The 12,854-nt window shown below is 35.4% G+C and carries 13 protein-coding genes; 11 read left to right on the top strand and 2 right to left on the bottom strand.

Annotated features, from left to right (window positions below):
- Positions 1 to 8: 8 nt before the first annotated feature.
- A complete protein-coding gene (locus tag ACPLVF_RS08645) occupies positions 9 to 344 on the bottom strand; it encodes a YlbF family regulator (protein ID WP_424907428.1) in 336 nt (111 codons plus the stop codon).
- Complete coding sequence (locus ACPLVF_RS08640) at positions 328 to 1,059, bottom strand: HAD family hydrolase (protein WP_424907427.1); 732 nt, start codon at positions 1,057 to 1,059, stop codon at positions 328 to 330. The genes ACPLVF_RS08645 and ACPLVF_RS08640 overlap by 17 nt, the downstream gene beginning before the upstream one ends.
- 108 nt (positions 1,060 to 1,167) lie before the next feature.
- On the opposite strand from ACPLVF_RS08640, the gene ACPLVF_RS08635 reads away from it, so the two are divergent.
- The 11 genes from ACPLVF_RS08635 to pyk are packed head-to-tail and all read left to right on the top strand — an operon-like array spanning position 1,168 to position 12,769.
- Positions 1,168 to 1,896 carry a PHP domain-containing protein gene (locus tag ACPLVF_RS08635; RefSeq protein WP_424907426.1) on the top strand — a complete coding sequence of 243 codons (729 nt, stop codon included), beginning with the start codon at positions 1,168 to 1,170 and terminating at the stop codon, positions 1,894 to 1,896.
- Between the two features lie 36 nt (positions 1,897 to 1,932).
- Positions 1,933 to 2,802, top strand: a complete 870-nt coding sequence (gene rapZ, locus ACPLVF_RS08630; protein WP_424907463.1) for an RNase adapter RapZ — start codon at positions 1,933 to 1,935, stop codon at positions 2,800 to 2,802.
- A 3-nt stretch (positions 2,803 to 2,805) separates the two neighbouring features.
- A complete protein-coding gene (locus tag ACPLVF_RS08625) occupies positions 2,806 to 3,741 on the top strand; it encodes a gluconeogenesis factor YvcK family protein (RefSeq protein ID WP_424907425.1) in 936 nt (311 codons plus the stop codon).
- A 60-nt stretch (positions 3,742 to 3,801) separates the two neighbouring features.
- On the top strand, positions 3,802 to 4,119 hold the full coding sequence (gene whiA, locus ACPLVF_RS08620; protein ID WP_424907424.1) for a DNA-binding protein WhiA: 318 nt from the start codon (positions 3,802 to 3,804) through the stop codon (positions 4,117 to 4,119).
- The gene (gene whiA / locus ACPLVF_RS08615; RefSeq protein WP_424907423.1) at positions 4,085 to 4,765 is read left to right on the top strand and encodes a DNA-binding protein WhiA; all 681 of its coding nucleotides are present in this window, start codon (positions 4,085 to 4,087) and stop codon (positions 4,763 to 4,765) included. The genes whiA (ACPLVF_RS08620) and whiA (ACPLVF_RS08615) overlap by 35 nt, the downstream gene beginning before the upstream one ends.
- Positions 4,758 to 5,024 (top strand): HPr family phosphocarrier protein, encoded by a 267-nt coding sequence (locus ACPLVF_RS08610; protein WP_424907422.1) that lies wholly within the window; start codon positions 4,758 to 4,760, stop codon positions 5,022 to 5,024. The genes whiA (ACPLVF_RS08615) and ACPLVF_RS08610 overlap by 8 nt, the downstream gene beginning before the upstream one ends.
- A 45-nt stretch (positions 5,025 to 5,069) precedes the next feature.
- Positions 5,070 to 6,368, top strand: coding sequence for a DRTGG domain-containing protein (locus ACPLVF_RS08605; protein ID WP_424907421.1), 1,299 nt, complete (start codon positions 5,070 to 5,072; stop codon positions 6,366 to 6,368).
- Positions 6,369 to 6,374: 6 nt separating this feature from the next.
- A complete protein-coding gene (locus tag ACPLVF_RS08600) occupies positions 6,375 to 9,824 on the top strand; it encodes a DNA polymerase III subunit alpha (protein WP_424907462.1) in 3,450 nt (1,149 codons plus the stop codon).
- A 4-nt stretch (positions 9,825 to 9,828) separates the two neighbouring features.
- Complete coding sequence (locus tag ACPLVF_RS08595) at positions 9,829 to 10,023, top strand: hypothetical protein (protein ID WP_424907420.1); 195 nt, start codon at positions 9,829 to 9,831, stop codon at positions 10,021 to 10,023.
- Between the two features lie 23 nt (positions 10,024 to 10,046).
- Positions 10,047 to 11,006, top strand: a complete 960-nt coding sequence (gene pfkA, locus ACPLVF_RS08590; RefSeq protein WP_424907419.1) for a 6-phosphofructokinase — start codon at positions 10,047 to 10,049, stop codon at positions 11,004 to 11,006.
- A 14-nt stretch (positions 11,007 to 11,020) separates the two neighbouring features.
- Positions 11,021 to 12,769, top strand: a complete 1,749-nt coding sequence (pyk, locus tag ACPLVF_RS08585) for a pyruvate kinase (protein WP_424907418.1) — start codon at positions 11,021 to 11,023, stop codon at positions 12,767 to 12,769.
- Positions 12,770 to 12,854 lie beyond the last annotated feature (85 nt).

Below are 12,854 nucleotides of genomic sequence, written 5' to 3'. Positions count from 1 at the left end.
CCTCCATTTCAATCTTCAAGACTTATATCAATTGCTTTAAAAATGATTTTTTGTATGTCAGAAATTAATACCATTAACCTATTTTCTGCTTCTATGTATTTTCTTATTCCTGAATGATAACTGATAATCTCGTAAAGATTTCTTAATTTCTTTTCTTCTTCCGAGTAAGGTTTTCCGGATAACGCAAGGGCTTGAACTTCTAATTCTTTTTCCCTTAAATCTTTTAACATTTCTTTAGCTTTTTCATCCTTTTCTATTTCCTCTTTAGCTTTTTTAAATTCTTTATATTCATCTGATTCGGAAAGTGCTTTAGCAAGCTCATGAGCTTTATCGTAAATGTTCAATATTCGTCCCCCCTCTTAATTTTAGCAATAGATTCAAAAGTTCATGAAAGGAACCTATATAGTCAGAAATAATTTTGTTGTTTTTTCGATTTATAATAAAATCTTTTAACAAAAAGGTTTTAATGCCTAACCTCCTTGCAATTAGGTCTTCTTCAGCATCATTTCCAATCATAAGGCACTGTTCGGGAGATTTTTTTATTAATGTCAAAATTTCTTCGTAATATTGAATGTGGGGCTTGGTATAATGCATATTTTCATAGGTTGTTATGAGTTTATAGGGGAAATTTTCCGCATTTATCCATCTTAATCTTTCTTTTACAGCGCACTCGGGGAAAATAGGATTGGTAGCAATAACTACTTCAAAACCTAGGTTAAAGGATGTTTGAATTACTTTGTAGGAAAGAGGATTTGGCTTTAACACCCTTTTGAGGGTTGGGAAGTCTTTTTCATAAAATTCTTCTACCTCAAAGTACAGTTTTTCCCTTTCAATGGGTATATTGACAAAATTTTCCCAAAAAACCTCTTTGTTAGTTTTTGTAGGGTCTAAATTGTTTACCATCGCCATTGTGGAGTTTAATAAATGCTCTATAAAGTATTGAGGATCGAAAAATTTACTCATCCTTTTTGCTATTAATTTTAAATAGGCATTGATGAATTCATCGGTATCCAAAGGAAGCAAAGTGCCATCTAAATCAAATAGGAGTGTGTCTATCAATTTTATTTACCCCCTAAAATCCTTCAATAAATAAATTAAAAATTTTGAAATAATAAAAATAGATTTTAACCACATAATATATTATACTATTACAGGGAGGGCAAGTCGATGATATTGTTTGCAGATTTTCATACTCATACCATTTACAGCCATGGGCGAGGTACCGTTAGAGAAAATGTCTACTCGGCAGTAAAAAAAGGCTTAAAAGCAGTAGGAATATCTGAACACGGGCCGAATAACATTGGAGTAGGTACCAATATAAGGGATTTTGAAAAAATAAAGAAGGAAATTGAAGAGCTAAAGAAGGAAATAAAAGGAATAGATATTCTTTTTGGTTGTGAAGCAAATGTTATAAGTCTTGAAGGTGACCTTGACATACCGGAAGAATTATTAAATGAGATGGACTACGTGATGGTTGGGTTGCATCCACAAATTTGGGGAAAAAGCTTAAAAGATACTTATCATTTGTTGATAGAAAATTATATTGCTAAAAAGTTACCCTCAAGATTAACGAAGGTTATGGAGCAAAATACAAGGGCTTTAATAAATGCTATAGAAAGGTATAAAGTGGATATAATAACCCATCCCGGACTTCATATGCCTATTGATACCAAGATTCTCGCAAAAAAGGCAGCTGAAAAGGGCACAGCCCTTGAAATAAATGCAGGGCACAATCATACAACGGTGAATTACATTAAAATTGCCAAAGAACAGGGTGTAAAATTTGCGATTGGCAGCGATGCCCACGAGCCGGACAGGGTAGGCGATTTAAAACAGGCAATTAAACTTGCACAAAAAGCGGGTTTGACGAAAGAGGATATAATTAATGCTTTATAAAAAAATGATTTTGGAGGGGAGCATGTGGGCCAGGAGATTGATTTTGTTATTATTACCGGTCTTTCGGGAGCAGGAAGAACTCTTGCGTTAAGGGTATTTGAAGATAATGGTTTTTTTTGTATAGATAATTTACCTCCACAATTAATTCTTAAATTTGCTGAACTGTGCAGTCAAAGCAGGAAAAAATTGGATAAAGTTGCTTTGGTTATTGATATCAGGGGCGGGGATTTTTTTGACAGCTTATTTGAAAGTTTAAAATCCCTTGAAGAAATGGGGTATTCCTATAGGATATTGTTTTTGGATGCTTCGGACGAGGTGCTGATTAAGAGGTATAAGGAAAGCAGGCGCAAACACCCCCTTGCACCCGATAAAAGAATAATTGAAGGAATAAATTTAGAAAGGAAAAAATTAGCTCCTGTAAAAGAAAAATCCGATTTTATTATTGACACCTCATTTAAAACACCTGCTCAGTTAAAAGAAGAAATAGAAGAAAGGTTTTTAAAAAAGGATATCAATGAGTCAGGTTTATTAATAAATATCGTATCTTTTGGTTTTAAACAGGGTTTACCTCTTGATGCGGATTTGGTATTTGATGTGAGGTTTTTGCCAAATCCTTTCTATAAAGATGAGTTAAGGCCTCTTTCTGGAAATGATGAGAAAGTTCGAGATTACATTTTTAATTTTCAGGAAACAAGAGAGTTTATAAATAAGGTATTTGATTTAATAGAGTTTTTAATACCTTATTACATCAAAGAAGGAAAGGCTCAACTTGTGGTTGCAATTGGTTGTACAGGGGGCAGACACAGGTCAATAGCTATTGCCAATGAACTCGCTAAATTATTAAAAGATAAGGGTTATTTTGTTAACGTTGAACACAGGGATGAAAAAGATTCAAGGGGGTATTAACCCGTGTTAAAAGTTGTTGCAATAGGTGGGGGTACGGGATTACCGGCTTTGCTCAGGGGGTTAAAATACTATACAAAGGATATTACGGCCATAGTTACTGTTGCCGATGATGGTGGCAGTTCCGGGCGTTTAAGAGATGAGCTAAAAATGCCTCCTCCAGGAGATATAAGGAACTGCCTTTTGGCCCTTGCAAATACCGAACCTTTAATGGAAAAGCTATTTCAGTATAGATTTGATACAGGTTTTTTAAAAGGCCATAGCTTTGGCAATCTTTTTTTAGCTGCTTTAACAGAGGTTTTAGGGGATTTTGAGCTTGCAATAAAAGAGTCCAGCAAAGTTCTTGCTGTCAGCGGACAGGTAATACCGTCTACTCTTGATGATGTAACCCTTATGGCTGAGTATGAAGATGGCAGTGTTGCTATTGGAGAATCTTTAATACCCAGAATTAATAGGAAAATAAAAAGGGTAAAACTGATTCCTGAAGATGCAAGACCTCTTACCGAAGCCATTGAAGCCATTAAAAAAGCTGATGCTATTATTATAGGTCCTGGGAGTTTATACACAAGCATTATCCCTAATCTCCTTATAAAAGAAATTAAAGAAGCTATTGAAAATTCCGGAGCCAAAAAGATTTTTGTAGTAAATATAATGACTCAACCAGGTGAGACAGATAATTATACAGCATACGATCATATTAAAGCTATTATTGATCATGCAGGTGAAAAAGTTATTGAGTATGTGCTCGTAAATGTAGAAAAAATACCTGAGAAATTGTTAAAAAAATATAAAGATGAGGGATCAATTCCTGTTTTAGTAGATGAGGAAAAAATAATCAGTGTGGGTTATAAGATAATTAAGTCTGAGGTTTTATCTTTTAATGAGGTAATACGTCACGATTCTGAAAAATTAGCAAGAGAAATAATGAATTTATTTTCATAGCTTATCTTATTTACAAATAAATTAATTTTATGTAGAATAAAAAAAGTTAGGGTGAAAAAAATGTCCTTTTCATCTGAGTTAAAGGAAGAAATCTCAAAAATAATTGACAAGGATTGTTGCGGTTTGGCTGAACTTTCGGCCTTAATAAAAATGAGTGGTGGCATGTCTCCAAAAGGTGATACTGTTGTTATTACTATACATACAGAAAATGCTGCTGTTGCCCGAAGGTTTATTCAGCTTATGAGAAAGTATGAAAAAGTAGAGTTTGAAATAACGGTTGAAAAGGAAAAATTAAAGCATAAAAATCTTTACCTTGTGAGGGCATTCTGTAAAGAAAAAAAAAATGGAGGATTTTCTTTCAAAAATCGGTATTATTAGTATAAAAAACGGCAAAATTGTAATTGAAGAAGGTATTAAGTTTAAGTTTTTAAAAAAAAGATGCTGTAAGAAAGCCTACATTAGAGGTGCGTTTTTAGGAAGCGGGTCGATAAACGACCCTAAGCGGGCACATCATTTAGAATTTATTACTAATAATTTAAAGCTTGCAGAAGATTTGTCAAGACTCATTGGGGAGTTTAATTTAAATTCTAAAATTATAAATAGAAAAGGTAGGTTCATTGTTTATTTAAAAAATGGAGACGATATAAGGGATTTATTAGGGTTAATTGGCGCAAATGAGTCCCTTTTAAAGTTTGAAAATGAGAGAGTTTTAAAAGATATGAGAAACAATGTGAACAGGTTGGTCAACTGTGAAACGGCTAATTTGAATAAGACTATAAATGCAGCTTTTAATCAGATTGAATACATAGTGTTTTTAAAAGAAAAGGGTTTTTTAGAAAAACTTCCGTCGGGTTTAAAGGAAATTGCAGAATTGCGTTTAAAATTTCCAGAACTTTCCCTTAAGGAATTAGGTCAGATGATGAATCCGCCTTTGAGCAAATCTGGCGTTAGCCATAGATTGAATAGGTTAAAAAATATTGCAGAAAAATTTAAACATTATGAAGGGGGAAACTTAAATGTATAAAATCTCTGTAGAGGTAAAAAACAAAACTGGGCTTCATGCAAGACCAGCTGCAATGTTTGTTCAAACTGCAAGTAAATTTAAATCAGAGATTTTTATTGAGAAAGAAGGCAAAAAAGTAAATGCAAAGAGTATTATGGGAGTAATGTCCCTTGCAGTGAGTCAGGGGACAATAATTGAAATTTCTGCTTCTGGAGAAGATGAAAAAGAGGCTGTTGAGGCTCTTGCAGCACTCATCGATTCTAAATTTGGAGAAGAATAAAAGCTACCTTATTGGTAGCTTTTATTAATATTGTGGGGGACAATTATGACCAAACACGATAGAATAATTGAATATATTAAAAACCTTAAAGTGGGCAGTAAGATATCAGTGCGAAAGTTAGCAAAAGAATTAAGTGTAAGTGAGGGAACAGCTTACAGGGCTATTAAGGATGCTCAGTTAGAGGGGCTTATTACTACTGTCCCCAGAATAGGGACTATTAGGATAGAAAAGGAAAATAAAAAAGGTATTGAAGAATTGACTTTTCAGGAAGTTGTAAATATTGTTGAAGGTTCTGTTTTAGGTGGTCATACTGGATTGGAAAAACCTTTAAAGAAATTTTTAATAGGTGCAATGGAAGTCGAGGATATGGCAAGATACATAGAACCTTGTGATTTATTGATTGTTGGGAACAGAAAAGAAGCACAAATTCTTGCTTTAAACTGCAAAGCCGCTGTTTTGGTTACAGGTGGGTTTTATCCGGATAATGAAGTCATAGAACTTGCAAATAAAGTGGAAAGGCCTATTATTACCTCTTCTTATGATACTTTTACCGTTGCTATGCTTATAAATAGGGCCATTTCTTCAAAATTGAAACAAAAGGAAGTTATTTTAGCAAAAGATGTTATGGTAAAAAATCCGTATTTTCTTGATATCAATTCAAAGGTTGGTGATTGGAGAAGATTGTTGAGGGCAACGAGGCACAGCAAGTTTCCAGTAGTAAATGACGATGGAGAAGTGGTAGGAATAGCTACAACTAATGATGTTATCGGGTATCCTGATGATGTGTCTATAAAAGATGTTATGACAAAAAAGCCCATATGTGTTTCGCCTGATACGCCGATTGCATATGCGGTGCACTTAATGGTATGGGAAGGAATTGAGCTTATACCTGTGGTGGAAAACAAAAAATTGGTGGGTGTTATTACGCGGCAGGATACCATGAAAGCTTTGAAAAGTTTAAGGATGCAGCCTCAAATTGGAGAAACGATTGATGAATTAGTTTTAAATTCTTTTACCATAGAAAAGTTTGGTGAAGGTGTTGTTTTGAAAGGATTAGCTAGCTCAGCAATGCTTAATCAGTACGGGGTTACAAGTTTTGGTTCCTTAATGACAGCTATGGCAAATGCAGGGCTTGAAGCTTTTCGGATAGTGAAAAGATTAGAGACGGTTCCTGATACTTTTACAGTGTATTTTTCAAAACCAGTGCAATTAGGGGAAGAAATTGTTATTAAAGCAGAGATCATGGAGATTGGTAGAAAAGCAGGAAAAGTTGAAATAAATGTAGAAAATGAAAGCGGAATGATAGCAAAGGGTGTCATGTCGGTAAAAGTACTCATAAGGTAGGTGATAATTCTGGGGTTTGTACACCTTCATCTACATACAAATTACAGCCTTCTTGATGGAGCATGCAGTATAGAAAGGCTTGTTACGGAACTTAAAAAAAGAGAAATGAGTGCGGCTGCTATTACAGATCATGGAGTAATGTACGGAGTAATTGAATTTTACAAGGCAATGAAAAAAGAAGGACTAAAACCCATAATAGGTTGTGAAGTGTATATGGCAAAGCGCAGCTTAAAAGATAAAGAACCGGGCAAAGATGATGAACAGTACCATTTAGTGCTTTTAGCAAAGGATAATGAAGGTTATAAAAATTTAATGAAGCTGGCTTCAATAGGTTTTATAGACGGATTTTATTATAAGCCCAGGATTGATAAGGATTTACTAAGAAAATATTCGAAAGGTTTAATAGGTCTAAGTGCCTGCCTTGCCGGGGAAATCCCTGCAAAAATACTTGAAGGAGATTATGATGAAGCAAAAAAAATAGCATTAGATTATTTGGACATTTTCGGTAGGGGGAATTTTTATTTAGAGCTTCAAGACCACAAAATTTTAGAACAAAAAAAAGTAAACCAAACACTGGTAAAATTGAGCAAGGAAACAGGTATACCTTTAGTTGCAACCAATGATGTTCACTATATATCAAGAGAGGATGCTGAATTTCATGATGCCCTTTTATGCATACAAACCGGTAAAACCTTGAAAGATAAAGATAGGTTAAAATTCCCCACTGATGAATTTTACTTAAAAACCGAAGCTGAAATGAAAGGCCTATTTTACGATATTCCTGAGGCTTTGGAAAATACTGTCAGAATATCTGAAATGTGTGATGTAGAGATAGAATTTAATAAAATATACCTTCCTGATTTTAAAGTTCCAGAAGGATATACTCATGATTCCTATCTTGAAAAGTTATGTTATGATGGGCTTTTAAAGCGTTATGGGGCAATAGAGCCCATTAAGGAAGAACGCTTAAAATATGAATTGGACGTAATAAAAAAAATGGGTTATTCTGCGTATTTTTTAATTGTTTGGGATTACGTAAATTATGCTAAAAAAAATCAAATAATGGTAGGACCTGGACGAGGCTCTGCTGCCGGTAGTTTGGTTGCTTATTGTTTAGGAATTACAGATATAGACCCTTTAAAATACAATTTGCTTTTTGAAAGGTTTTTAAATCCTGAAAGGGTTACGATGCCGGATATTGACGTGGATTTTTGCTTTGAAAGAAGGGAAGAGGTAATAAAATATGTAATTAATAAGTATGGGGAAGAGAGGGTTGCTCAGATAGGTACCTTTGGTACTATGGCAGCGAGGGCTGCAGTAAGAGATGTGGGAAGGGTTTTGGGATATCCTTATGGCGAAGTTGATGTAATTGCAAAAATGATACCTATGGAATTGGGGATGACAGTTGATAAAGCTCTCGAATTAAACCCAGAGCTAAAAAAGAGGTATGAGGAGGATGATAAGGTAAAAAAGCTTATAGATATTGCTAAAGCTATTGAAGGGTTTCCTCGACATGCTTCTACACATGCGGCAGGGATTGTAATTTCCGCATTACCTTTGATGGAACTTGTACCACTGCATAAAGTTGGAGATACAATTTCAACCCAGTACACTATGACCAATTTAGAAGAAATAGGGCTTTTAAAAATGGATTTCTTGGGTTTACGGACATTAACGGTTATTAGGGATGCCTTGGATCTAATAAAAAAGACCAGGGATATGAATCTTGATATTAAATCAATTCCATTAGATGACAAAAAAGTATACGAGCTTTTGAGCAGCGGAGAAACCTTAGGAGTGTTTCAGTTAGAAAGCAATGGAATGCGAAACTTGCTAAAAGAACTAAAACCTGAAAGATTTGAAGATATCATTGCTGTGATCGGGCTTTATAGGCCAGGCCCTTTAGGGAGCGGTGCAGCATTAGAATTTATTAAAAATAAAAATGGCAGGCAACCCATAAAATATCTGCATCCAAAATTGAAACCCATATTGGAAGAAACCTATGGTATTATCCTATATCAGGAGCAAGCAATGAAAATTGCTCAAGAATTAGCAGGTTTTACTCTCGCTCAGGCTGATATTTTAAGGAAAGCGATGGGCAAAAAGCAGCAGGATGTGATGCAGGCTCAAAAAAACGCCTTTATTGAAGGTTGTATGAAAAATGGTATAGAAAAAGAAATTGCTGAAAGGATATTTGAAGACATTTCATATTTTGCAGGTTACGGTTTTAATAAATCCCATGCAGCTGCTTACGCTCTTATTGCCTATCAAACTGCATACCTAAAAGCTCATTTTCCTGTGGAATATATGGCAGCGCTTTTAAGCAGCGTTATGCAAAACTTGGACAAAGTAGCCTTGTATATATCGGAATGCAGGCGTATGGGGATAGATGTTCTGCCACCTGATGTGAACGAAAGCTATGAAAACTTTACGGTTGTTGATGGAAAAATCCGTTTTGGACTTTCTGCTGTTAAAAATGTAGGTGAGAGTGCTGTAAAAAATATTATTAAAGCAAGGGAAGAAAAAGGAAAATTCAAATCATTAACGGATTTTTGCGAAAAATTGTCTTCAGGAGAATTGAATAAAAGGTTTATTGAAAGCTTGATAATGTCAGGGGCAATGGATTCTTTTGGAGCAAAAAGATCTCAGCTAATGGCCATTTACGAAGACGTTTTAGAGAAAATTCAGAAAAAGAAAAATGAGAAGAATGTAGATAAAAATCAGGTGTCTTTTTTAGATCTTTTTGAAAAAGAAAGAGAGGATAATGAAAAAGATGAACTTCCAGAAATCCCCGAGTATGAGGAAAGCCAACTTCTTTCAATGGAAAAAGAAATGTTGGGGCTATACTTAAGCGGACATCCGCTAAAGGAATTTGAAGATTATCTTAAAAAGGAAACTAATTTAAAAGCAAAAGACTTAGTGGAAAATGACAATTTAATCGATGGAATAAATGTAATAGTAGGAGGAATAATTTCTAACATTAAACTAAAATCTACCAAAGAAAATAAAATAATGGCCTTTTTAAAACTTGAAGATTTAACTGGTTCAATGGAAGTGATAGTATTTCCGGCAGTAGTGGAAAAATACAAGGACCTTTTAAAACCAGATAATAAAATTTTAATAAAGGGACGGTTAAATTTAAAGGAAGAAGAAGCACCTAAAATACTTGCTGAGGAAATTACCCCATTAGAGATTGTGATTGATTCTAATAAAAAAAGACATATTATAATATGCGTTAATCGTGCAGATAAAGATTTAATAAACATGCTGAAAGAATTTTTCCTTTTGCATCCAGGTGATAATCCTGTTACAATTTATATAAATGAATATAAAAAAGCTGTTAATGTGGGCAAAGAATTTTACATCGATGGTGATGAAAAAATATTGGAAGAATTGATGAAAATAAAGGGTGTTCAAGGATACCTCTTTCTAGAAAAATTTTTAGAGGAGGTGTAAAAACGTGTGGACGGTAGTATATATGGCCACTGATAAAGAAACTGCTGATAAAGTTGCAGATATTCTTAAGAATGAAGGTTTTCTTGTTAAAGTGAAAGAGGCTTTAAAGAGTAAAAAAAGGGGGTGCTATATAGAAATCCTTGTCCCAGAAGCTGAAGCAGAAGAGGCTCACAAGATAATACTGGAAAAAAATTTATAATTCTACTTTAGAGGGGAGAAAAAATGAAAAGAATTGGGGTTTTAACAAGCGGTGGAGATGCACCGGGAATGAATGCAGCTATTAGGGCGGTCGTTCGGAATGCCATTTTTAATGGGATAGAAGTTTATGGTATAAAAAAGGGATATCAAGGACTTATAAACTCTGATTTTGTAAAAATGGACCTTGGCTCCGTAGGGGATATTATTCATCGCGGGGGAACCATTTTAAGGACTGCGCGTTCAGAAGAATTTAAAACAGAAGAAGGAATGTCAAAGGCAATAAAAAATTTAAAGGAATACGGCATAGAAGGTTTGGTGGTAATAGGAGGCGATGGCTCCTTTAGGGGAGCTTATGAACTATCAAAAAGAGGCATTCCTGCAATAGGAGTACCCGGTACAATAGATAACGACATTCCTTATACTGAATATACAATTGGTTTTGATACTGCTGTCAATACGGTTGTAGAAGCGGTAAACAAAATAAGGGATACTGCAACATCCCATGAAAGGACTTTTATAGTAGAGGTAATGGGTAGAGAGTCAGGTAATATTGCACTTTATGCCGGAGTCGCAAGTGGGGCTGAAAATATTTTAGTACCTGAAATTCCTTACGATATAAACGATGTATGCAAAAAAATAATGAGCGGTTACAAAAGGGGCAAACTGCACAGCATAATTATTTTAGCTGAAGGTGCAGGACACGGTTTTGATGTAGGAAAAAAGATACAGGAAATAACAGGCCTTGAAACGCGGATAATAGTGTTAGGCCATGTACAAAGGGGCGGAAATCCTACAGCTTTTGATAGGATAATGGCAAGCCTGATGGGAGCAAAGGCGGTCGAACTTCTAAAAAATGGTGAGTCGGCTAAAATGGTGGGGTATGTAAAGGGAGAAATCGTTGTAACAGATTTAGAAAAGATAAAAGACAAAAAGAAGACCTTTAACAAGGAATTGTACGAGCTTGCTAATATTCTTTCGATCTGAAAGGGAGGATATAAATGAGAAAGACAAAGATAATATGCACAATCGGCCCTGCCAGTGAAAGAAAAGAAGTATTAAGAGAATTGATATTGGCTGGAATGAATGTAGCAAGGCTGAACTTTTCTCATGGTACCCATGAAGAACATGAAAAAAGGATTCTTGCTATAAGAGAAGTGGAAAGGGAATTAAAAACAAATGTTGCCATTATGCTTGATACAAAAGGGCCCGAGATAAGAATTGGGACATTCAAAAATGGTAAGGTCCATTTAAAAAAAGGACAGAAATTTATTTTAAAGACTTATCCGTGCGATGGTGATGAAACTGGAGTTTTCGTGGATTTTAAACCATTAAGTGAGATTTTGTCAAAGGGAGATAGGGTATTAATAGCCGATGGATTAATAGAACTTTTGGTAGATGAGGTAACCCCAAATGAAATAATTTGCATTGTAAATAATGAAGGGGAATTGAGCAGTAAAAAAGGGGTCAACCTGCCCGGTAAAATTGTCCCTCTACCTTCCGTTACAGAAAAAGATAAAGAAGATATAATTTTTGGAATAAAAATGGGTGTGGATTTTATCGCAGCTTCTTTTGTAAGAAAAGCTCAGGATGTTATTGCGATTAGGAAAATTCTTGAGGATAACGGCGGACAGGATATACAAATTATTGCAAAAATTGAAAACCAGGAAGGTGTAAATAACATCGATGAAATTATAAAAGTTGCAGATGCTGTAATGGTTGCAAGGGGCGACTTGGGTGTAGAAATCCCTGTAGAAGAAGTTCCCATAGTTCAAAAGAAAATTATTGAAAAATGCAATAAAGCGGGGAAACCTGTAATTACTGCTACTCAAATGCTTGATTCGATGATAAGAAATCCAAGGCCTACAAGGGCAGAAACTACTGATGTTGCCAATGCTATTTTGGACGGCACTGATGCCATTATGCTTTCGGGAGAGACCGCGGCGGGTGATTTTCCGGTAGAAGCTGCAAGGATGATGGCAAGAATAGCTGAAAAAGTGGAAGAATCCATAAAAGTAGATGAAGTAACAGCTGGGAGGCAGCGGATAATAAAGACGGTAACCGATGCTATAAGCCATGCAACCTACACCATAGCAAGGGATCTTTGTGCAAGTGCAATTATCACCTCCACAAAATCGGGGTACACGGCGAGGATGGTTGCCAAGTTTAGGCCTCAGGCGCCGATAATTGCCGTTACTCCTAAGGAAAAGGTTTTAAAAACCCTTCAAATTGTTTGGGGTGTATGGCCCATTAAGATCAATGAGGTCTTATCTACCGATGAAATGTTTAGAGAAGCTATTTCTGGAGCTTTAAGCTCCGGGATTATCAAAAAGGGCGACCTTGTGGTAATAACTGCCGGTGTACCGGTAAATGTCACCGGAACAACAAATTTGATAAGGGTGCATATTGTGGGAGACGTAATTTTAAAAGGAACGGGAATAGGGAATAAATTTGTTACGGGTATTGCTTTTGTTGCTGATACCCTCAAAAAAGCAATGGAAATGCCTGATGGGGCTATTCTTGTGACTGATTCAACGGATGCGGACTATACGCCAATTATAAAAAGGGCAAGTGCGGTGATAACCCAAGAAGGAGGGCTTACCTCCCATGCAGCTATTGTAGGTTTGGAATTCGGTATTCCTGTTATTGTAGGTGCTGAAGGCGCAACGGAAAGAATTACAACGGGTGATGAGATAACCGTCGACAGCCAGCGCGGGCTAATTTTTAAAGGCAGAGTAGATGTGAAATAAATTAACAAAATTTTTTTTTATAAAAACCCCTGTCAATATTCTATGAAAATGTCACCTAAACATAGGTAGATATATTCTGAGAAAA

The organism is Thermovenabulum sp. (assembly GCF_049701175.1).
In the GTDB taxonomy this organism is placed as follows: domain Bacteria; phylum Bacillota; class Thermosediminibacteria; order Thermosediminibacterales; family Thermosediminibacteraceae; genus Thermovenabulum.
This window is presented reverse-complemented; position numbering and strand designations above follow the sequence as displayed.

Excerpts from the sequence above, each read along its gene's own strand:
- whiA (WP_424907423.1), top strand. The coding sequence starts at position 4,085 with ATGGAGGATTTTCTTTCAAAAATCGGTATTATTAGTATAAAAAACGGC.
- pyk (WP_424907418.1), top strand. The coding sequence starts at position 11,021 with ATGAGAAAGACAAAGATAATATGCACAATCGGCCCTGCCAGTGAAAGA.
- pfkA (WP_424907419.1), top strand. The coding sequence starts at position 10,047 with ATGAAAAGAATTGGGGTTTTAACAAGCGGTGGAGATGCACCGGGAATG.
- ACPLVF_RS08605 (WP_424907421.1), top strand. The coding sequence starts at position 5,070 with ATGACCAAACACGATAGAATAATTGAATATATTAAAAACCTTAAAGTG.
- ACPLVF_RS08610 (WP_424907422.1), top strand. The coding sequence starts at position 4,758 with ATGTATAAAATCTCTGTAGAGGTAAAAAACAAAACTGGGCTTCATGCA.
- whiA (WP_424907424.1), top strand. The coding sequence starts at position 3,802 with ATGTCCTTTTCATCTGAGTTAAAGGAAGAAATCTCAAAAATAATTGAC.
- ACPLVF_RS08635 (WP_424907426.1), top strand. The coding sequence starts at position 1,168 with ATGATATTGTTTGCAGATTTTCATACTCATACCATTTACAGCCATGGG.